Genomic DNA, 21,617 nt, shown 5'->3' on the forward strand with positions numbered 1-21,617 from the left:
AATTGTACAAGTAATTTTAGCGCCATAAAAAAGGAAGCCTTCCAGTGGGCAAAAAAAAATCCCCGAAACCGCTTCTTCAGCATGGTTTCGGGGATGCAAGCAGTATAATCGGGTTAAAGATCGAATTTAAAAGTAGCACCAGCTAACACTTGAAATCCTTGCACCTGGTAATTATCCCAACGCATATAAGTGTTATTGGTAATATTATTGGCTTTTGCAAAAACCGACAGTTGCTTGTTGATACGGTATCCCAAATGGGCATTTACATCAACATACCCGTCCAAGGCTACTGCCGTAGTGGCAAATTCTTCTACGGTTGCACCAGCAGCAGCCACCGTATACAAGTCGTCTCGTTCGCCTACATAAAAGATATTGGCTCCCATAAACCATTGCTCACCTATTTGGTAATCCATAAACAAGGAAGCGGTAAGGCTAGGCAAGTTCCATGCTGGGTTATCGGTTTCGGTATCGTAATCGTACACCTCGGCATTGACACCCATGGTAAAGTTATTATTAACCGCCAAATGCATTTCCCCAAAAAGACCTAGGGTCTTTACATCGTCATAGAACAACTGGAAGGTATTCCCATAGTAATAGCTCTTGTCATCGTTCCTAGCCGTGTTTTCTGCATTGTGAATAAACAATGGTTTTCTATTCTCTGCCATATAAGACCCCTTGATATTATAGCTAAAATTAGGCGACAACTGCCCTTTAAGACCTATATAAGCATCGTATTGTTGATCGGTAGGCTGAATTGACAAGGTTGGGGAAACATAAGGGTTTTCGGCTACAAAGCCATGAAAAGAATTCTGTTTCAGATCGCCCTCTATGCCTCCATAAGCAATGGCCATTTCTTCCATCAATTTATAGGAAGCCGTCACCGTAGGATAAATATAAAAGTTATTCTCACTAAGCTCCATATCCAAGCCATAGACCACATTTAATCCTAAATTCAAACTAAATTGATCGTCCGAAATTTTAAGGCTCGGATTAATTCCAGCTTGTAAAAAGGAATAATCGATTTGGCCATCATTGGTTTCAGAACTCACGGCTTCATTTTTAAAGCTACCCCCTACATAATCGGCCTTTACTTTAAAGGTCAACAATTCCTCGGACACCGGTATTTCGAAAACAGGTTTCAAAACGGCGCTGTTTTCGCCAGAATTGGTAGCATCCCAAAAACGTCTTACCAATACATCGGCGCGTTTAAAGAAAGAATCTTCCATGGCCAGGTATCCGCCTGCTTGCACATTGAAGTAGTTTTGTTTCACATCCATACTATTGACCGTCTCTTCGGTATAATAGCCATTCTTAATGCCATACCAATGGTACAACTCATGTTGTGCCCCCAGATTGGCTCCCCATTTAAAATCCCTTCCAACTTTAGAATAATCGGCGTTTAACTTGGTGTTGTAAAAATCATTGTCCAAGGCGGTACCTTTTATATTACCGCGAGACGAAAAGTGGTTCAGACCTACATCCAATCGTTCGTCCCTATTGAAGGCATTACTAGTAAAGAACTCTGCCAAGGCATTGTTATAATTCCCAAGGGCTATAGTTGCCGAGGAGTTAAACAATTTTGGGGCTGGGGTCCTTTTTACTGCGGTTGCCTTCCCTTTACTAGGTGTAAAGGTTGACGCGACGGGTAAGGAAAAAATACTATAGGTAATCGGTTTCTTCTGTAGTGCCAAGGAATCGTTTAAACTTGGAACAGATTTTATCTTAAAAGCATCGGAAATAGTAGGCGCATAGGCCTTTACTACGGTTACAGTTTCTGTACCGATACCTTTTTTTTCGTCTTCTTGGGCCAAACCGACCTGCAGAAAACCAACAATAGAAAATAGGGTTATTTTTATGTGCTTGTGCATATACTGTTCTTTTTACTGGGTGTTTTTAATTTCCTTGAGGATTTACGGAAGAATTGCGTTTTGCTTCTTTGGCCTTCATAACAGACGACTCTCGTTTGGCCTCTTCTACAATTTTAGGAAATTCTGAAAAATTAGAGATCACACTATCCAAAATATAGGTTGCCTGAAAAGCGTCACCAAGGGCATAAAAGTTTTTGGCCATCAGTATTAATCCCTTGGCACTCCACTCCTTATAGCCAGCATAATCTTTGGCCAATTTCTGTACGGCGAGGTTAGACCCCTCGTAATCCCCTGCTTTATTCTTAAAATAGCCATCGTAATACAATGCTTCTGCCGCCAAGGCCCCTTTTGCTATTTTTAACACCTCGCCATATGCCTTTTGGGCTTTTGGCTCGTTGTTGGTTTTAATAGCCGATCTGGCAATCATAATTTGCGCGTCGCTTTTAATTCGGTCATCAATTTTGGAAGACGCTAAAACCTTTCCGGCATATTCAAGAGTCTTATCGTAATTCGACTGCTCGTAATACCCTTTCATTAAGTTTGAATGGGCAAAGGTAACGTTCTGTTGTATTTCTGCTTTTGCTTCTAAAAGCTTTAAATATGGGATAGCCGTTAAATAATCGTCTTTGCCCACATATATTTCGCAAATCCTTGTCAGTGCCTGTTCTGTATATTCATTGGCGGCATTATCGGCAACATTCTTAAAGTAAGGCAAAGCGCTGTCTTTATCGTTTTTACCAAAATACAATTGCGCTAAATTAAAATTCGCTTTCAAGGCATTCAACCCATTGGGGAATTCCTTAAGATAACTTTGATAACCTTTAATAGCAGCGTCGTTTTTACCTTCCATGAATTGCTTTTCTGCAGATTCAAAGGTGGCGTTATCCAATTCTACATCCGTTACAGCGACAAAATCTAAACCTTGTACCCATTGGGCATATTCGTTCACCCTACCAAGATCTACATAAATAAGTTTGGCAGTAGTCACCGCCTGTAGTGCTTCTTGGGTATTGGCATAATCGCGAACTACTGTCTTAAATTTTGCCAAGGCCTGTTCATTCCTATTGGCATTATAATGTACTAAGCCTTGACGCAACATCGCTTGGGGCACCAAAGAGCTTCCCTTATAATTCTGGATTAGTTTGTCATAGCTTTGCAATCCCTTTTCTATATTGTTTTCACGCACATAAGAATTACCTAGTTCAAACAAGGCATCGTCATTTAGCTTAGAATTGGGGTATCTGGAAATAAACTTTTCGAGTTCTTCAATTTTTGTTGCTCCCCTATCTATAAATCCATAACAAAGAGCCTTCTGAAAGGCAGCGTAATCTTTTTCCGGACCGTTCCCAGCAATGACCTTGTTATAGGTTTCCAAGGCCGGCCAATATTTACTGCTCACAAAATAACTATCCCCTAAACGCAAATAAGAATCCTGTAGTTTTGCGGCATCGGCAGTCGTTGACTCACCATACCGGTTAAAATAAGTAATGGCATTGTTATAATCCCTCAATTTAAAATAGGTATAGGCCAAATTATAATCGAGGTCCTTATATTCCGGGGTTGTTTTGGCCGCAGCATTTTGTTTAAACTGTAAATATGCCGCCAAGGCATCTTCATAGCGGTTATTGGCATAGTCCGCTTCGGCCTTCCAGTAACTGGCCCTTGCTTTAAAGGAAGCATTTTCGGCATTGTCCAACGATTTTTTAAAAACCTCGGAAGCCGCTTCAAAATTGTTGTCTATATAAAGTTCTACCCCTCTGTAATAAGCAACCTTTTGATAGGTAGCTTTGCTGGCATAATTTCTATTTCTTTCCAAAAGCTGTAAGGCTCCCTCAAAATTTTTGGACGTAATATAGGAGTCTACCAAAAGCGCCTGCATTTCTTCCTTATTTTTATCGTTGGGATACTTATCCAAATAATCTGTCAACACCTTTGGAACACTTTCGTAAGCATTTCCGATTTCATAACTAAGGCGGGCATAATTAAGGTTGGCATCTTTTTGGATGTCAGCACTAAAATCCATTTGGGAAGCATTCCTAAAGGCATTTAAGGCTTCTTGCTTTTTATCCAATTTAAGATAGCATTCTGCCAAATGGTAGTAGGCATTTTGAGAAACGCTACTGTTACCATCAATTATTTTATTGAAATGCTGTACCGCCTTGGCATAATTGCCCTGTTGGTAATGGCTATATCCCAATAAATAATAATCGGTATTGTTCCATTTCCCCTTTTTCCCTTTGTACTCTTCCAAATAAGGGATGGCATTGCCATATTGTTTTAGGTTGAAATAGCTTTCTCCAATAATTTTATTGAGTTCAGAAAGTTCCGTTCGGTCTGCTTTGGCCAGTTGTTTTTTAGCCAAGGCAATAGCTTCATAGAAATTGCCCAGTTTAAAATTCATATCGGCCTGATAGTAAGAAAGTTTTTCTTCTAAAATATCCTGATCGATTATTTGATCGAACCGTTGTGTAGCCCCGGCAAAATCGTCTTGTTCATATGCGATATAGCCCAAATAATATTTGGCTTGTGCCCCATAGGCCACCGAAGTAGTAACTAGATTAAAATATTGCTCTGCTTTTTTTGGCTTCTTGGTAGAAAACAAGCAGTATCCCATATTAAAATTAAAACGCTCGGTTTCCTTTCTTGATAAGGCGCCCTTTTCAACCTTAGAATACCATTTTAAGGCATTGGGATATTTCCCGGTCTCAAAATAATAATCGGCCACATCCATAAAGGCTGTATTGCGTTTGGTAGAGGTAGGATGCCCTTCCACAAAATCTTCCATGAGCCTATCGGCCCCCAGCTGATTGAGCCTAATGGCGGCATTGGCAGCATAATAAGCACTGTTGGCTTGAATCTCCATATCCCTGGAGTTGCTTTTTACTTTTTCAAAAATAGTCTGAGCTGCTTGATACTGGTGATTATTGTACAACGCCACTGCCTTTTGATAATCCTTTTGGTCGTGGGTGTAAATTTTCGATTCTTGAGCCCTACCGTAAAATATAGACCCAACAACACACAGCATTACAGCGGTTTTTTTTCTTAGCATAATGTTCTCTAATAGTTAAGAATTCCCCTAATAAACCCAAGAACGATTAAAATGGTTCTCAAGTATGTGTAAAGTAAAAGAATTATTCAGTAGAATTCTTTTATTTCAGCAGGAACTTATTACATTTATATCAACATTTAAAATTATGAGCGAAAACATTTTGCAACTCACGGATGTAGCCGTATTTCAGGGAGAAAATTTAGTACTTAACGACATAAGCCTAGAGATAAAAAAGGGTGAATTTGTATATCTTATCGGGAAAACTGGTAGCGGAAAGAGCAGCTTAATGAAAACCTTATATGGCGACCTTCCATTACGGGAAGGCAGTGGAAATATTGTAGACTTTGACCTTAAAACCCTAAGGGAAAAAGACATCCCATATTTACGCAGAAAACTAGGCGTCGTCTTCCAAGATTTCAAATTACTTCCAGACCGTAATGTGAACAACAACCTGCTTTTTGTACTAAAAGCGACCGGGTGGAAAGACACTAGCCTGATGACCTCTAAAATAGAAGAGGTATTGGACAAAGTAGGCATGAAAACCAAGGGCTTTAAATTCCCTCATGAACTTTCTGGCGGCGAACAACAACGTATTGCTATAGCACGGGCCCTTTTAAACGATCCAGATTTAATTTTAGCCGACGAACCTACCGGCAACCTAGATCCACAAACCAGTGTAGAAATCATGAAGGTACTCCAAGACATCAATCAAAACGGAAGAACCATTCTTATGGCCACCCATGACTATGCATTGATTTTAAAATACCCGTCCAAAACACTGAAATGCGACGGCAATAAGGTTTTTGAAGTAGTCCAAAGAGCCATTTAACAATTTATAAGTTTATATACAATAACCCTGGCGGGCGATCCCTGTTATTAACAGGAAAACTAACCAACGGGTTCGTCTGTGCCCGCAATCCAAACCATCAACTTCATTCCCCGGAACATTTTTCCACAGCAAACCCAAGCCCCTCCCTTAACACTACATATCAGACAACTAAAAGACTACAACCTCTTAGGTATTGAGCCTTTTTATACCGAAAACTCGCTTTTTTCCCTTTCCCAATTATCCCCAATTACAGTTCAACTTTTTCCTAGTACGTTTCACTTGCGTATATACACGGTTCACCCAAATACTCCCCAAAACACCCGAATCCCACAGTATCTTTGTACCTGAAATAAATACTAAGAATCAGATTAAAATATAACGATCATGAAAAAAATAAACCTAACACTCGGAGCTGGGATAGTTTCTTTTCTATTACTATCCTTTAACGTGAAAAATAACTGTGCACATACCGATAATCCTTGCCCTACTTTTTTGACTCCAACAGAAACCTACAGTCTTTTTGAAGATGCCTTATTACAAGATGAGGCTATCAGAAACCTTTCCCTTGATGAGATTAATGTAATTGAGGAAGAGGACATTGTTCTGGACTTTGATACCACGAAATACCTTCCAATAGGTTTTAATCCCTATGCGAAACCGAAACTTAACCTTAACGATTTAGTGCTGGTGGAAATGGAAGAGGACATTGTTCTGGACTTTGATACCACAAAATACCTTCCAATAGGTTTTAATCCCCATGCAAAACCGCAACTTGATCTTAACGATATAGTGCTAGTGGAAATGGAAGAGGACATTGTTCTGGACTTTGATACCACAAAATACCTTCCAATAGGTTTTAATCCCCATGCGAAGCCGAAACTTAACCTTAAGGATATTAAAGTTGAAGAGCTGGAAGAAGAAATTGACCTTGGTTTTGACGTCCTTCACTACCTTCCCGTAGGATTTGACCCTTACACCAAGTAACGATTAGTTAATAGGTTAGTTAATGTAGTTAGGCCTTTGGCAATATGCCAGGGGCTTTTCTTTTTCAGCCCTCTATAGAAGGTTTATAATAGCCCAAAACCTTAAGAAATCATTGAACTAAAATTCCCTATTGACAAATTCCATTACTATTACCATTGGGTGCGGACAAGCCTATTTCTGGATTAGCACAACTAGAAAACCTACCAATTTATAATTCCATTTAGTAAGAATGTAAAGGAAGACACAAATCGCCCAAATTTTACATTAAAACGGTATCTTTAAAAATTATAACATCAATATGCAGCGATTAAAACAGGTTAATTTACAGGAAATTTCCAAGATTGCGGTTCTCATATCCGTGTTGATAACCCTACCCTTGACCCTCACCCTATTTAAGTCTGTTTGGTTGTCCGATGAACTTTTCTCCAAAGACCTCTTTAACGATCTAGTTTTAAAACTGTTGTTTTTCTTTATTTTCTCATGGACCACCTTACAATTTAACACTAATTGGATATATAACATCCGCAGTAAAAAGAAGTGGATTGATTTGGGAATACGGTTTTTGGCCAATTTGATTATACTCTTCACCTCAACCTCCATTTTTAGCTATATATATCCCTATTTTGTAGAAAAGACAATCTCTGATAGGGAAGCGGGATTTGTCATTTTTATTTTTATCGTGGTCCACATCATCATTTTGTTTATTTCTAGAATCCTACGCCTCCAAATCATACAGCGGGAAAATATTCTAGAAAACGAATATTTAAAACAACAAAACCTAGAGAACGAATTAACGGCCTTAAAGAATCAGATAAATCCACACTTTCTTTTCAATTCTCTAAATTCTCTGAATTACCTTATCCGTGACAACAAGGAGGCGACTATGTTCGTAAAAAAATTGTCCTTCATGTACCGATATATATTACAGAGTGGAGATCGGGACCTAGTCCAACTAAAAGACGAGCTCAAGTTTTTGGAAAGCTATATTTATTTAATAAAAACAAGGTATAGGGACCGTTTTCAAACAGAGATAAACATCGATGAAAAATATTTAGAGCGAAAAATTCCACCCTTGGCACTACAGTTATTGGTAGAGAACGCCGTAAAACACAACGAGATTTCGGAGACCAATCCCTTAAAGGTCATTATTTACTCTGAGAACGAATCTATCTATGTAGAAAACAAGCTCAGGATTAGGACCACTCTGGCCGAAGGTACTGGAAACGGTCTTTTAAATTTATACAAACGCTATTACATGATTAGAAAGCAGCAAATAGTAATAGACAGAAAGAATGAATTTTTCCGTGTAAAACTCCCATTGAACAAAATGCTATGAAGGTTGTAATTGTAGAAGACGAACTAGCGGCAAGTGAAAACCTTGCCTTTTTACTAAAAAACTTAGAAGGTTCTATTGAGATATTGGCCGTTTTGGATTCGGTAAAAGCTTCGATTGCCTATTTTTCTAAAAACAATGAGGCAGAACTAGTTTTTATGGATATTCATTTGGCCGATGGTCTTTCATTTGAAATTTTCGATTCCATCAAAATAGAAGCGCCGATAATCTTTACAACTGCTTATGATCAATACTCCTTACAGGCCTTTAAGGTTAATAGTATCGACTATCTATTAAAACCTATAGACGAGGACGAACTGGCATCCAGCTTGGAACAATACAAGGGCCAATTTAAAGGAAAGGGACTATACGGCGATCAGGTAACCGGACTTTTAAACTTGATGAATACCAAAAAAACGGCCTATAAATCCATGTATTTGGTACCACATAGGGATGAGTTAATTCCGTTAAAAACAGAAAACATGGCCTATCTGTACATTGATACCGGTATTGTTAAAGCGGTTACCAATGACAATCAGACCTATATCATGGAACAAAATCTGGAGGATTTGGAAAGCGATCTGGACCCATCGGAATTCTTTAGGCTAAACCGTCAGTTTATCGTAAGAAGGGATGTCATTAGCGGGATAAAGCAATATTTTAACGGCAAGCTTATCGTCAACGTTATTCCACCGTCCCCAGAAAAAATTGTAGTGAGCAGGGCAAAATCGCCTGAATTTAAAAATTGGATGAACCAATAGATTCTTGGTACCACTTCCAAAGGCTTCATATCCCTAATATAAACGACCGACCCAATGAACTATCACAGATCTTGGATCGGTCGTTTTTTTCTTCAACAAAACTCACCTCAACTACTTCCTTCTTTTCTAAGACTTCTATCTTGACATTTTATTTAGAAGAATCAGATTTTTTTCCGTTTAACACTACCCAGGCTGTTCTCGTTAATGGCTTTACATTGTTCTCTCCCTGATCGGTATAGGAGGCTGTGATTACCATAACATTTCCTTTTTGCGCTGACGAGGGCACTATTGTTCCCTTTGCCGTCAAGGATTTTTGTTTTACACCGGTATCTGCCAAAGATTCGATATAACTTTCCAAAGCAGCTTTCTTGCGTATCGTATGACATAGGTTGCGTTAGGGACCGCGGCGGCATCCCCGCAGCAGCGCAAGGGATACAGCCAAGGGCCCGCCCGACAAAGGAGGGAACGCCCAAAGTATTACACCTAACAGCTTGCAGAAAAACTATGGAAACCTGTAAAAAAATACAACTTCCCCAAAACAATGACCATTACCTTTATAAATTCCCGGGCTAAAAACCGAGTTTAATTTTAGAATACATCTTTTTTTGTTACTTTGTCTACAAATACTATAATCTTATACATGGAAATTTTAGGAATTGATATTGGAGGATCGGGTATTAAAGGAGCCTTGGTTAATATGGAAACAGGTGAAATGACTACGGAAAGGTTTAGAATACCTACTCCGAAATCGCGAAAACCAAAGGCCATGGCAAAAGTGGTTGCGGAAATTGCAGCGCACTTTAACTACAAAGGCCCTATCGGTTGTGGCTTTCCTACGGTCATAAAAAACGGGGTTTGCAAAACTCCCGGAAATCTTCACAAAAAATGGAAGGGCATAAAAGTGGACGAACTCTTTAGTGAAGCTACCGGATTACCGGTAACCGTAGTAAACGATGCCGATGCTGCCACCCATGCCAGTATGAAATTTGGCGTTGGAAAAGATAAAGATGGCTTTGTAGTCATGATTACCATTGGAACCGGTTTGGGGAGTGGTGCCTTTTTGGACGGCAAACTAATTCCCAATATGGAACTAGGACAGATTCCGTACAAAAAATACGATAAAATAGAATTGTGGGCAGCCGCTTCTGCCAAAGAAAGGGAGAACCTCAGCTACAAAAAGTGGGGCAAACGTTTTAATGTGTTTTTGGAATACATAGAACTAATTGTGTCTCCCGATTTAATTATCCTAGGAGGAGGCACTTCTAAAGACTGGGATTTGTTTAAAGAATATATTACTATCGAAACCCCTGTTATTCCGGCCACCTTACAAAACAATGCCGGTATCATTGGTGCTGCCGCGGCATGCAAACTATAAATTACTCCAAAAAAAAAATCCCCAAACTGCTGTTTGGGGATTTTTACTTTTATAAGTATGCTTAAGCGATTTTATTACGCTTACGCTCATTTTCTGTCAAGTAAATCTTTCTTAGACGTAAATGCTTAGGCGTAACCTCTACATATTCATCTTTCTGAATGTATTCAAGAGCTTCTTCCAAAGAGAATTTAATAGCCGGAACTATTTTCGCTTTATCATCAGCACCTGAAGAACGTACGTTAGAAAGTTTCTTCGTTTTAGTAATGTTCACGGTCATATCGTCTCCTCTAGAGTTTTCACCGATCACCTGTCCTTCGTAAATATCCTCACCCGGATCAACAAAGAATTTACCTCTATCCTGTAATTTATCAATAGAGTAAGGAATAGCTTTTCCTGTTTCCATAGATACCAAAGAACCATTTTGTCTTTGAGGAATATCACCTTTCATCGGTTGGTACTCCAAGAATCTGTGAGCCATAATAGCTTCACCTGCAGTTGCGGTCAACAATTGGTTTCTAAGTCCGATAATCCCACGAGAAGGAATCAAGAATTCACACAACATACGGTCACCTTTAGCTTCCATAGTGGTCATTTCTCCTTTTCTCATAGATACCATTTCAACAGCTCTACCAGAAACTTCTTCAGGAAGGTCAATTGTTAAATGTTCAATTGGCTCACATTTAACACCATCAATTTCCTTGATAATTACCTGTGGCTGTCCAATTTGCAATTCATATCCTTCACGACGCATCGTTTCTATTAAAACCGAAAGGTGCAATACCCCACGACCAAAAACTAAAAACTTATCGGCACTATCAGTTTCGTTAACCCTAAGGGCCAAGTTCTTCTCTAGTTCACGCTTTAAACGGTCATTGATATGTCTAGAAGTTACAAATTTACCATCCTTACCAAAGAAAGGACTATCGTTAATGGTAAACAACATACTCATAGTAGGCTCATCGATAGCAATCGTTTTCAATTGCTCTGGATTTTCGATATCGGCAACGGTATCACCAATTTCAAATCCTTCCAATCCAACGATAGCACAGATATCACCAACAGCGACTTCCGTAACTTTTAATCGTCCCAGACCTTCAAAAACATATAATTCCTTGATCTTAGATTTTACGATAGAACCATCTCTTTTTACCAAAGAAACCTGTTGTCCTTCTTTTAAGCCACCTCTTTGAAGTCTACCAATAGCAATCCTTCCTGTAAAAGAAGAATAATCCAAAGAAGTAATCAACATTTGTGTATTCCCTTCTTTAGCCTCAAAAGTTGGAATATGCTCAATCACCATATCCAATAAAGGCTCTAGGCTTTCGGTTTGCACTTTCCAATCATCACTCATCCAATTGTTCTTTGCGGAACCGTATACGGTTGGGAAATCTAACTGCCATTCTTCGGCTCCCAATTCGAACATTAGGTCGAATACTTTTTCGTGTACTTCTTCTGGAGTACAGTTTTCTTTATCAACCTTATTCACAACCACACAAGGCTTTAGGCCAAGGTCGATTGCTTTTTGCAAAACAAAACGTGTTTGCGGCATTGGTCCTTCAAAAGCATCGACCAATAACAATACGCCGTCTGCCATGTTCAATACTCGCTCTACTTCACCACCGAAATCGGCGTGACCAGGAGTATCGATAATGTTAATTTTTGTGTCCTTGTAGATTACGGAAACGTTTTTAGAAGTAATGGTAATACCTCTTTCACGTTCTAGGTCGTTATTGTCCAAGATTAAATCTCCTGTGTTTTGATTCTCTCTAAATAACTGACAATGGTACATAATTTTGTCGACCAAAGTGGTTTTACCGTGGTCAACGTGGGCGATAATAGCTATATTTTTTGTTGCTGCCATAAATGATTTTTATTTGCACTTAAGTAACTTAAACGCGGGCGCAAAGATACTCATTTTTTTTACGCCAACTAGAAAAGCTTTATTTTTCTTATCTATTTGATACTGAATATGTTTAAGGCACTTTATTCTGGTTTAGCGGCCAGTATCTCTCTAAAACCACTGTTCACCAACAAAGATAAAATACTGTATAACAGGTATTTAAAAGCTTAAGGTTTATTTAACAAAAATACTATTGTTCATCTGCAGAAGGTCCGTACGTGGCAGGAACCGATTCGCCCAACAAGCGCAGATATACCCCCAATTGTGCTCTATGGTGTGGAAATTGATTCAGGACCATCCCTCGTAAAACCCTATATTTAGGCATTTCCATAATAGTTTTTCCTCCTTGGAGCATCTTCCAGTTTTTGTCGAATTCGGTATTGGCTACATGAAGCGATTTTTTGGCCTCTTCAGCACTTTTTTTCAGGGTGTCGACCATTTCTTGGACACTTTCGTTAATGGGCGGCTTATACTCGTCCATGCTCATTTCGTCCTGAACCATGGTGCCTGTGACCCAACTTGGTATTTCGGCCAAATGGCTTCCCAGCTGCTTTATGGACATAGATCTAGGATGGGGACGCCAATCTAATTTATCTTTGGGGATACGTTTTAAAAACTTTTCGGTGAGCGCTACTTCATGCTCCAATTCGGGTATTAACATTGCTTGAATATCCATGACTTTTTGTTTTAAAAAATTTACCCCTTAATGTACGAAATTTTAACGTATAAAACACTGATTTACAGCACTCACATCTTGTTGTAAAGTCATAAAAACCAACAGTCTTCCTACCCAGGCTTAATAATTTATAGGGAGACTATATTCTTCTTGTAAAACCATTATCTTTGCACGATAAATATCAAGTAATGAAGCTAGACCTTATACCCCAAATAAAACACGCTGATAGCAATAACTTTTTTTTACTTTGTGGCCCCTGTGCCATCGAAGGCGAAGATATGGCCATGCGCATTGCCGAAAAAGTCGTTAGCATCACCGATAAATTAGGTATCCCTTATGTATTTAAAGGAAGTTTTAAGAAGGCTAACCGTAGCCGTGTAGATTCTTTTACCGGGATTGGCGATGAAAAAGCCTTAAAGATCCTAAGAAAAGTTTCAGAAACGTTTAAAGTTCCTACCGTCACCGATATCCATGAGATAGCCGACGCTTATAAGGCAGCAGAATATGTAGACGTTTTGCAGATTCCCGCATTTTTGGTGAGACAAACGGACCTGGTCGTTGCAGCCGCTTCGACCGGAAAGGTGGTCAACCTAAAAAAAGGACAGTTTATGAGTCCCGAAAGCATGAAACATGCGGTACAAAAAGTAATCGATTCCAATAACCAACAAGTCATGGTTACCGATAGAGGTACTATGTTCGGCTATCAGGATATGATCGTCGACTTTAGAGGTATCCCTACCATGAAACAATATGCCCCTGTTGTCCTAGATGTTACTCATTCCCTTCAGCAACCTAACCAGTCTTCTGGAGTTACGGGAGGAAGACCAGAGATGATAGAAACTATTGCCCGTGCAGGAATAGCAACAGGAGCAGACGGAATTTTTATAGAAACCCATTTTGATCCGGCAAATGCCAAAAGTGACGGTGCTAATATGCTTCACTTAGATTATTTGGAAAAATTATTGACCAACCTAGTAGCCATACGTAAAACTGTAAATAGTTTATAATTTACAATTAATCGTTAAAGCGTTTTCTTTAATACATTAAAAAATGCCATGCACTCTTTGTATGGCATTTTTTCATAAATAGCACACTCCTTTGCAGTAAAATATTAATTCCTGCTTCCCTTTTTGGCCCCAAAAACAAGACTGCTTATCATAAATGCATATCAGTAGTATTTAACTTACATATTTTTTCATATATTTAGAAGACTAATAATCAATATTCTATACTATTATGAAAAAAACAGCTTCCGTTTTAGCAGTAGGTTTAGCCATGTGCCTTATCGCCTGCAAAAACAATACTTCCAAGGCTGACACCTTTAAAACGATGGGGCTACTGCAACTTTCCAATGGCAATCCCAAACCCGGAGATTCCCTGCGAATAAAGTATAATTCCGACACCAAAATAGCCGATATAGAAGCGTTATTTTACTATATGGTACAGGATAAATCGTACCCAAAAGACATTCACTTTAAAGACAACACAAGCAATTTGGAAGCCACCATCCATATTCCAGATTCGGCCACGGCCTTGACTTTTCTCTTTAAGAACGATCAAAAAATAGATGATAATAAGGAAGCGGGCTATGTTTTGCCATTATATACGGAAGACCAACAAAGGGTGGTCGGCAGTGGGGCTAGTATGGGACTGTTCTATTTACAGAGAGCAAAAGCTCACGGCATTGCCACCGTAACAAAAGATTCGGCCTTGACTTTAATACAAAAAGATCTTGAGCTATATCCCGAGCTAAACAAGGAATGGGAGCTAACCTATATCAGGTACTTGGAGCCGCACAACAAGGAGAAGGCAGAAAAATATATGGAGGCCCGAATTGCCCATTACAACAGTATACCCACCCCTTCCGAAAAAGAATACAATTCCTTAGTAGGTTTACACCGCTTAAATAAGGACAAGCCAACCCAAGACTCACTAACATCTGTAGTGGCTTCTAAATTTCCCAAGGGTACTTTGGCAAAACAAGAAGCCTATGCGGCATTTTATAAAACCAAGGAGTTAGACGAGAAAAAGGATATATTAAAGGCCTATGAAGCTTCTTTTGGCAAAGAAACCAGTGAACGCGATTATATGATGATCGGTATGGCGCAAGAAGCCTTAAAAGCACAGGACTACAAGACCGCTTTGGCCTATTTCAACGATTTAAACGATCCTTCCAAGGCTGTGGGCACCCTCAATAATGTTGCCTGGAAATTGGCCGAAAAAGGGGAAAAGCTCGATTTTGCTGAAAAACTCTCCAAAAGATCGCTGGATATGGTTTCCGAAAATTTACACCATTTGGAAAAGAAACCTTTTTACTTCAGCAAAAACCAGTATAAAAAATCTTTAGAGGCCAATTATAAGATGTATGCCGACACCTATGCCCTAATCCTATTTAAACAGGGCAAGGTAAAAGAGGCCATAGCCTACCAAACAAAAGCTATAGACAAAGGCAAAAGTGCCGATGTAAACGAGCGGTATATCGATTTCCTTATGGCTGACGAACAGTACAGCACTGTGGTGCAGAAGGCCAGCGAATTTATAAAAAATAACGCGGCCACGGAAAAAACAAAAGAAGCTCTACAGAAATCCTATATGCACATCAACAAGGAAGACCAGGCCGCTAAGGCCAACTTTGCAACGCTTCTTACTAACTTGAAAGCTGCTGCAAGAGCCACTACCCTATCCGAAATAAAAGCCAACTTGGTCAGCGAAGAGGCGTATAATTTTAGTTTACAAAATTTGGACGGCAAAGAAGTATCCTTGGCGTCTCTGAAAGGAAAAACAGTCATCTTAGATTTTTGGGCCATTTGGTGCGGTCCCTGTAAGGCTTCCTTCCCGGGAATGCAACAAGCAGTAGATACCTTTAAAGACAATTCGGACGTCGTCTTTTTGTTTGTGAATACCATGGAAAATGGCTCCTTTGACCAAAGAAAGGACAAGGCAGACAAGTTTATAAAAGACAACAACTACACTTTTAACGTACTTATCGACCAGCCCGATGCCGAGGGAAGTAGAACCTTTATCACCTCAAAAAACTACGATATCAGCGGTATCCCTACCAAAATTATTATTGGTCCCAATGGAAAAATAAGGTACAAATCCGTGGGGTACAATGGCAATAATGCCAAACTGCTGCAAGAACTAGAACTGCTAGTGGAGGTCTTAAAAAGTTAACCTTAGGTATAGCCCTGAAAAAATTCAAAATCCTAATTGCCTTTCACAACAAAGCAATTAGGATTTGTTTTTTTTAATACCCCCTGCTAGTTTCCTTGTAATTCATTTTTCTTATTGTCTATATTTGGTAAGATAAAATTAAAGAAAAGTAGTATGAAAACTATCCGAAATTCTATGGTCCTATTAGGGTGTATCTCCCTACTATTTACCGCCTGTAAATCAAACCACAAAAAGGAAATTGGGAAGAAAAAGCCCAATATTATTTTTATCATGTCAGACGATCATGCCTATCAGGCCATCAGTGCGTATGATGATAAGCTAATTCAGACCCCTAATATAGATAGGATTGCCAAGGAAGGAATGCTATTTACCAATGCCAGTGTCACCAATTCTATTTGTGCCCCTTCACGTGCTGTGATCCTTACCGGGAAGCACAGTCATATTAACGGAAAGATAGACAACCTCTCACCCTTTGATACTACCAATATTACCTTCCCACAAATCCTTCAAAAAGCGGGCTACCAAACGGCCATGTTCGGGAAATTACATTTTGGGAACAACCCAAAAGGATTTGACGAGTTTAAAATCTTACCGGGACAAGGAGATTACTACAACCCTAAATTCATCACCCAAAAAGGAGATACCACCATTACAGGCTACGTAACCGATATTATTACGGACCTTACCCTAGACTGGTTTAAAAACAGAAGGGATACCGAAAAACCTTTTATGCTGATGTATTTACACAAGGCCCCACATAGGTCTTGGCTACCGGCAAAACGCCATTACACCGAATTTACGGATAAGACCTTCCCGGTTCCGGCTACCTTATTCGAAGATTACAAGGGCAGGGAAGATATCGCTGGGAGTGCAGAAATGAATATCCTAAAACATATGGGACTTCAATACGACACCAAGGTGTATCCGGAGGTACTTGCCGAATTGGGAATCAAAGACCTTAACTACTACAATCCTTTAGCACGTATGACCCCAGAACAAAGGGCAAGCTGGGACAAGGTATACCAACCTATCAACGACGATTTTAAACAACGGTACCCACAAATGAACGATTCTACCTTAATGTTGTGGAAATACCAACGCTATATGCAAGATTACTTGGGTACCATTGCTGCCGTTGACGAAAATGTGGGGCGCGTTTTAGATTATTTGGACCAGGAAGGCCTGGCCGAAAATACCATGGTAATATACACCTCTGACCAAGGGTTCTACTTAGGGGAACACGGCTGGTTCGACAAGCGTTTTATGTACGAGGAATCTTTTAAAACCCCTTTATTGATCAAATGGCCTAATGTTATCACCCCCGGAACTACCGAAGAAGAAATGGTTCAAAACTTGGATTTTGCCCAAACATTTCTAGAAATTGCCGGGGCTACAGCTCCCGAAGATATGCAAGGAGAAAGTTTGGTCCCTCTTTTAAAGGGAGAAAAAGAGCAATGGGATCGCGATGCCGTGTACTACCATTACTATGAATATCCGGCAGAACACGCGGTAAAACGTCATTACGGTATTGCAACCAAAGAATATAAATTGATCCATTTTTATTACGATGTGGACAAATGGGAATTGTACGATCGACTAAAAGATCCGCAAGAATTGAACAATGTCATCAACGACCCGGCATACGCAGACGTACTTTCAGAAATGCAGGAAAAAATGAAGGCGGTACGGATAAAATATAAAGATTCAGATTCCTTGAGCAACGGGTATATCAACCTGTATAAGGAAAAAGGGTGGATCAAGGAATAAAACCGATCCAACCACATAGCACCATAAGCAAGAAGGCTGTCATTTTAGACAGCCTTCTTTTTTATAACCCCTTAAGATTTTTAGTAAGATAAATTGTAGCGCTCTAATTGGGGCGTTCCCTCCTTCGTCGGTCGGGCTCTCCGCTATATCCCTTGCTATGCTGCGGGGATGCCGCTGCGATCCCTAACGCAAAAAAACTTTCATTTCTACCTAGTATTTGCGGTTAGCGACACACTACAATTGTTCTATATCCGTCGTCCTTTCCTAGCTTTCCAGATGTGGCAAATATTTTTCTTTTCCGTCTACATAGTCCTGTAAATAGGCAAATCGAGGGGTCAGTTTTCCGTTTTTAGTCATCCTTGCCCTTTGTAACACACCGTTTTTATCGCCATCAAAAAAGGCCGGGATCACATGTTTTAAGAAAGCCTCCCCGAAACCGGTACTAGCATCCCGTGGCAATTCACAGGGTAAGTTGTCTACCGCCATCACCGCTATGGCTTTGGGGTCCATAAAATCTGTCTCCGATTCCGACAACGGATCATAGCCATAAATAGGATCGGCAATGGTACTAGGCCTGATGGTCGTAGCTACAGGTCCGTCAATATCGCAACTGACATCGGCAACAACCTTTATGTTAAAATCTGCCGCCTTGGCATCGTCCCTAGTAAATAAATAAGGCGCCCCATCGCCATAAAAATGGCCCGCTATATAAAAATCGGTCACCTTGGCAAAACGAAGAAAATCCGATTCGTAGGCTTCGGGCTGATTTAAAAAATGGGCCATATCTCCTTGCTTCTTGTCCTTGCGTTTATTGTAATCCAAGGGATCAATCTGACAGTATACCGGGTAATCAAAATGAGCTGTCAAATATTCATCCACGCTTACTTCGCGGATATCCATGGCATCCAACATTTCCTTGGCGCCGTTCCCTACCCTGCCAGTACCGGTCAACAAGATTTTTATGGTAGGAAGTGCTATATTGTTAAGTTCGTTTATCAGGGCATACTGATCTTTTAGGGTTTCTGCCTTGGGTAGTTGAAATAGGTTAAATTTCAGCCCGTAGGCTCTAAATCCGTTATAAGCCCCCACAATACCGGCATACCTGCCAAAAGCGACCAATCGTTGTCCCTTGGTATTGGTGATCACTTCATGATCGTACAGCTCTATGTTCTTGTCCAAGACAGCCTTTAACAATTCGCGGTTATAAGACTGCTTTTTAATGGTATGGGAGAAAAAGAAATATTGTTTATTTGGAATCAAATCGGTTATAGGTACTTCCTTGACCCCGATAAGCACATCGCAGCTATCCATTTCCGAGGCAACCTTTATCCCTTTTTCTTCATATTCGGCATCCTTATAAACCCTTATTGGCGAAGGTTCTACAATTACTTGTGCCCTTGCATAGGTTTCCAACAGTTGTTTACATGCTTCCGGACGCAACACTACCCGTCTGTCTGGTGGATTTTTTCGTTCTCTGATGATTCCGAACTTCATATTTAATGTATTTTTATAACTTTGTTTAGTGGTATCGTTGTAAATGTAACATTTGGCAAGAAGACACGCAAAACTTTTTTTGGAATACTTTTTGCATTACCTTTGCTGTCGCGTTTGAGGATAGTGCGGCGTATTCGTTGCTCGATCGCAATGGGAAAGGAAGGGATTAAAAAAAACCTTACTACCTTTACAACAAACGCCTTTACCACGTATAATGGTATTAGATCTTTGAAAAAAATCACTGAGTAGTGAAATCCTGGATTTCCTAACTTATTGAAGGGGCCGACTGGTTTTGACAGCGAGATCAATTGGAATGTAAGCATGCCGAGCGCTGGGCTACAGCTCGTAAATCTCATTTTCCACACTTTTTAATTGGCGAAAATAACTACGCTCTTGCCGCTTAATCTGAATCATAGTAAGATTAGCCTCGTCCCTACAAGGTAGGGAAGCGAGATGTTTCTGGGATGCCCTTGTTGACGGCGACCCAATCAGAAGCACCAGAAAAGTCGACATAAGGATGTTGTTTCTTTGCCAACATCACGAAAACTGAAAAAGATAAGGATGCATTAGGCCGTTTCTGGTCAGGTGTGTTTCGAAAATCAAGCAGAAACTAAGCATGTAGAAAGCCTTGTAATTGCTTGTTTGGACGAGGGTTCGAATCCCTCCGGCTCCACTTGTTGACTATCAAATTAACACAAAAACCCTGTAAACCCCTAGTTTACAGGGTTTTTTGTTTTATACAATATCATCAAATATCATATAATACCACCTAAAAAGTGACTTATTCGGTGAGTGTTTTAAATCTTCAAAAACACTCACCGAATGGCTTGTAAACCATTGATTTTACGAGGTTTGTGATTTTTTTTCTTTTCTTTTTTGTATCTTTATTTAGGTATTTAAAGACATAAATAATGGGGCATTCTTTTTCACAGCTATTTTACTTGAAAGGAAAACACTTCCAAAAAGACGTGAAAGTCCCGATATACTTGCGTTTCACGGTAAATGGACAAAGAAGCGAACTAAGTATTTCACGCAAGGTTGACCCTGAAAAATGGAGTCCTCGGTCCGGAAAAATGGAAGGAAACAACCTAGAAGCGAATGAATTAAATTCGTATTTGGACGCTATTCGAAACAAAATAAATAAGATCCATGCTCGACTTGTTGACGAGAACAAGCCTTTTACTTCTAGCGACATCAAGGACAAATATTTAGGGAAGGATGCAAAACCAAAAATGTTGGTGCAGCTTTTTGACGAACACAATCAGCAGATGAAAAAACTGGTCGGGATCGAATTTGCCCTGGGCACCTACAAACGATACCATACTAGCCGAAACCATGTCGCAGAATTTATCAAGTCCGAATATGGCAGGACGGATATTCCCCTAAGGGATGTCAATCTAAAATTCATAAAAGGATTGGAGTACTTCTTAAAAGTCACCAAGGATTGCAATCATAATTCGGCCCTTAAATACGTCAACAACTTTAAAAAGATAATTCGCATGGCCGTTGCCAACGAATGGATCTCCAAAGACCCGTTTTACAATTACAAGGTAAAATTTAAGACGGTCGAGCGAGAGTTTCTTAGCAAGGAGGAGCTACAGCGTTTAAAAGACAAGGAGATCGAAGGAGAGCGCTTAGGAGTTGTCCGGGATATGTTTGTCCTCTGCTGCTATACAGGATTGGCCTATGTAGATGTTCAGACCTTAACCCCCGATGAAATTTATCAGAATAAAAATGGTAGCTACTACATAAAATCTAAACGCTCTAAAACAGATACTAATTTCACCATTCCCCTATTGCCCACGGCATTGGCCATCATCGAAAAATACAAGGATCATCCCAAAGTAATCCACAAGAATTGTGTCATTCCGGTGCTGAGCAATCAAAAGTCAAACGCCTACCTCAAAGAAATTGCCGATCGCTGTGATATCAAAAAGAATCTGACCACCCATTTAGCCCGGCATACCTTTGCCACTACCGTTACCCTAACCAATGGCGTACCCATTGAAACCGTAGGAAAGATGCTAGGCCATAAAAATCTGCGCACTACCCAGCATTACGCCAAAATAATCGATTCCAAAGTAGAGGAAGATATGGCGATATTAAAGGAGAAACTGGCAGAGATGGCGGCTAAAAAAAAGGGGGAGTGAAAAATTGCAAGCTTGGTTTTTGATGGATTACCCTGAAAGTTCCGAAATTGTGTACCATTTTCTCATATCATTATAGCTTCAATCCTAGTTTCTTAATGGAATGGTCTGGAATTATGAACAGGCCGTGCAATTCTTCTTTAGAGTCGCTGTTTCAATCCTAGTTTCTTAATGGAATGGTCTGGAATCAATTTTGCAAAAAAGGAAAAACCCCTATTTGGGCGTTTCAATCCTAGTTTCTTAATGGATCATTCTGGAAG

General features: G+C 39.8%; 15 protein-coding genes and 1 other RNA gene. 10 read left to right on the forward strand and 6 right to left on the reverse strand.

Going from position 1 to position 21,617, the window contains the following annotated elements; all coding sequences use genetic code 11:
• Positions 1-113 precede the first annotated feature (113 nt).
• Both BUA16_RS13235 and BUA16_RS13240 read right to left on the reverse strand, forming a co-directional pair.
• Positions 114-1,868: a TonB-dependent receptor gene (locus tag BUA16_RS13235; protein ID WP_072765236.1), complete on the reverse strand. Its 1,755-nt coding sequence runs from the start codon at positions 1,866-1,868 to the stop codon at positions 114-116.
• A gap of 25 nt (positions 1,869-1,893) precedes the next feature.
• Positions 1,894-4,917 carry a tetratricopeptide repeat protein gene (locus BUA16_RS13240; RefSeq protein ID WP_072765237.1) on the reverse strand — a complete coding sequence of 1,008 codons (3,024 nt, stop codon included), beginning with the start codon at positions 4,915-4,917 and terminating at the stop codon, positions 1,894-1,896.
• Positions 4,918-5,062: 145 nt separating this feature from the next.
• Here BUA16_RS13240 and BUA16_RS13245 point away from each other — a divergent pair, with 145 nt between their 5' ends.
• From BUA16_RS13245 to BUA16_RS13260, 4 genes are all read left to right on the forward strand, one after another.
• Entirely contained in the window at positions 5,063-5,746 is a 684-nt protein-coding gene (locus tag BUA16_RS13245; RefSeq protein ID WP_072765238.1) for a cell division ATP-binding protein FtsE, read from the forward strand.
• 384 nt (positions 5,747-6,130) lie between these two features.
• Positions 6,131-6,730 carry a hypothetical protein gene (locus BUA16_RS13250; RefSeq protein WP_072765239.1) on the forward strand — a complete coding sequence of 200 codons (600 nt, stop codon included), beginning with the start codon at positions 6,131-6,133 and terminating at the stop codon, positions 6,728-6,730.
• A 298-nt stretch (positions 6,731-7,028) separates the two neighbouring features.
• Entirely contained in the window at positions 7,029-8,066 is a 1,038-nt protein-coding gene (locus tag BUA16_RS13255; protein ID WP_072765240.1) for a sensor histidine kinase, read from the forward strand.
• Positions 8,063-8,824 carry a LytR/AlgR family response regulator transcription factor gene (locus BUA16_RS13260; RefSeq protein ID WP_072765241.1) on the forward strand — a complete coding sequence of 254 codons (762 nt, stop codon included), beginning with the start codon at positions 8,063-8,065 and terminating at the stop codon, positions 8,822-8,824. The genes BUA16_RS13255 and BUA16_RS13260 overlap by 4 nt, the downstream gene beginning before the upstream one ends.
• 148 nt (positions 8,825-8,972) lie before the next feature.
• On the opposite strand, the gene BUA16_RS13265 is transcribed toward BUA16_RS13260, so the two are convergent.
• A complete protein-coding gene (locus tag BUA16_RS13265) occupies positions 8,973-9,182 on the reverse strand; it encodes a hypothetical protein (RefSeq protein WP_143150511.1) in 210 nt (69 codons plus the stop codon).
• A gap of 282 nt (positions 9,183-9,464) precedes the next feature.
• Here BUA16_RS13265 and ppgK point away from each other — a divergent pair, with 282 nt between their 5' ends.
• Positions 9,465-10,199 carry a polyphosphate--glucose phosphotransferase gene (gene ppgK, locus BUA16_RS13270; RefSeq protein ID WP_072765243.1) on the forward strand — a complete coding sequence of 245 codons (735 nt, stop codon included), beginning with the start codon at positions 9,465-9,467 and terminating at the stop codon, positions 10,197-10,199.
• 61 nt (positions 10,200-10,260) lie between these two features.
• On the opposite strand, the gene typA is transcribed toward ppgK, so the two are convergent.
• Both typA and BUA16_RS13280 read right to left on the reverse strand, forming a co-directional pair.
• Positions 10,261-12,060 carry a translational GTPase TypA gene (gene typA / locus BUA16_RS13275; protein WP_072765244.1) on the reverse strand — a complete coding sequence of 600 codons (1,800 nt, stop codon included), beginning with the start codon at positions 12,058-12,060 and terminating at the stop codon, positions 10,261-10,263.
• Positions 12,061-12,289: 229 nt separating this feature from the next.
• Positions 12,290-12,775, reverse strand: a complete 486-nt coding sequence (locus BUA16_RS13280; RefSeq protein WP_072765245.1) for a DinB family protein — start codon at positions 12,773-12,775, stop codon at positions 12,290-12,292.
• A gap of 188 nt (positions 12,776-12,963) precedes the next feature.
• Here BUA16_RS13280 and kdsA point away from each other — a divergent pair, with 188 nt between their 5' ends.
• The 3 genes from kdsA to BUA16_RS13295 all read left to right on the forward strand — a co-directional run bounded on the left by kdsA (position 12,964) and on the right by BUA16_RS13295 (position 17,716).
• Positions 12,964-13,782 carry a 3-deoxy-8-phosphooctulonate synthase gene (gene kdsA, locus BUA16_RS13285; RefSeq protein WP_072765246.1) on the forward strand — a complete coding sequence of 273 codons (819 nt, stop codon included), beginning with the start codon at positions 12,964-12,966 and terminating at the stop codon, positions 13,780-13,782.
• Positions 13,783-14,011: 229 nt separating this feature from the next.
• Positions 14,012-15,949 (forward strand): TlpA disulfide reductase family protein, encoded by a 1,938-nt coding sequence (locus BUA16_RS13290; protein WP_072765247.1) that lies wholly within the window; start codon positions 14,012-14,014, stop codon positions 15,947-15,949.
• 153 nt (positions 15,950-16,102) lie between these two features.
• The gene (locus BUA16_RS13295; RefSeq protein ID WP_084668503.1) at positions 16,103-17,716 is read left to right on the forward strand and encodes a sulfatase family protein; all 1,614 of its coding nucleotides are present in this window, start codon (positions 16,103-16,105) and stop codon (positions 17,714-17,716) included.
• Between the two features lie 264 nt (positions 17,717-17,980).
• Here the strand turns inward: BUA16_RS13295 and BUA16_RS13300 are convergent, their stop codons facing one another.
• Entirely contained in the window at positions 17,981-19,210 is a 1,230-nt protein-coding gene (locus BUA16_RS13300) for an NAD(P)-dependent oxidoreductase (protein WP_072765248.1), read from the reverse strand.
• Between the two features lie 278 nt (positions 19,211-19,488).
• On the opposite strand from BUA16_RS13300, the gene ssrA reads away from it, so the two are divergent.
• Together ssrA and BUA16_RS13310 are read left to right on the forward strand one after the other, a co-directional pair.
• Positions 19,489-19,886: a transfer-messenger RNA gene (ssrA, locus tag BUA16_RS13305) on the forward strand.
• 235 nt (positions 19,887-20,121) lie between these two features.
• Positions 20,122-21,360, forward strand: a complete 1,239-nt coding sequence (locus BUA16_RS13310) for a site-specific integrase (protein ID WP_072765249.1) — start codon at positions 20,122-20,124, stop codon at positions 21,358-21,360.
• Positions 21,361-21,617 lie beyond the last annotated feature (257 nt).

It is taken from the genome of Arenibacter nanhaiticus (assembly GCF_900141935.1).
Lineage (GTDB): Bacteria > Bacteroidota > Bacteroidia > Flavobacteriales > Flavobacteriaceae > Arenibacter > Arenibacter nanhaiticus.

Bases quoted from the DNA above. Each gene is read 5' to 3' on its own strand.
- kdsA (WP_072765246.1), top strand. From the start codon at position 12,964: ATGAAGCTAGACCTTATACCCCAAATAAAACACGCTGATAGCAATAAC.
- BUA16_RS13240 (WP_072765237.1), bottom strand. From the start codon at position 4,917: ATGCTAAGAAAAAAAACCGCTGTAATGCTGTGTGTTGTTGGGTCTATA.
- BUA16_RS13260 (WP_072765241.1), top strand. From the start codon at position 8,063: ATGAAGGTTGTAATTGTAGAAGACGAACTAGCGGCAAGTGAAAACCTT.
- BUA16_RS13290 (WP_072765247.1), top strand. From the start codon at position 14,012: ATGAAAAAAACAGCTTCCGTTTTAGCAGTAGGTTTAGCCATGTGCCTT.
- BUA16_RS13300 (WP_072765248.1), bottom strand. From the start codon at position 19,210: ATGAAGTTCGGAATCATCAGAGAACGAAAAAATCCACCAGACAGACGG.
- ppgK (WP_072765243.1), top strand. From the start codon at position 9,465: ATGGAAATTTTAGGAATTGATATTGGAGGATCGGGTATTAAAGGAGCC.
- BUA16_RS13295 (WP_084668503.1), top strand. From the start codon at position 16,103: ATGAAAACTATCCGAAATTCTATGGTCCTATTAGGGTGTATCTCCCTA.
- BUA16_RS13255 (WP_072765240.1), top strand. From the start codon at position 7,029: ATGCAGCGATTAAAACAGGTTAATTTACAGGAAATTTCCAAGATTGCG.
- BUA16_RS13250 (WP_072765239.1), top strand. From the start codon at position 6,131: ATGAAAAAAATAAACCTAACACTCGGAGCTGGGATAGTTTCTTTTCTA.
- BUA16_RS13310 (WP_072765249.1), top strand. From the start codon at position 20,122: ATGGGGCATTCTTTTTCACAGCTATTTTACTTGAAAGGAAAACACTTC.
- BUA16_RS13245 (WP_072765238.1), top strand. From the start codon at position 5,063: ATGAGCGAAAACATTTTGCAACTCACGGATGTAGCCGTATTTCAGGGA.
- BUA16_RS13280 (WP_072765245.1), bottom strand. From the start codon at position 12,775: ATGGATATTCAAGCAATGTTAATACCCGAATTGGAGCATGAAGTAGCG.
- BUA16_RS13235 (WP_072765236.1), bottom strand. From the start codon at position 1,868: ATGCACAAGCACATAAAAATAACCCTATTTTCTATTGTTGGTTTTCTG.
- typA (WP_072765244.1), bottom strand. From the start codon at position 12,060: ATGGCAGCAACAAAAAATATAGCTATTATCGCCCACGTTGACCACGGT.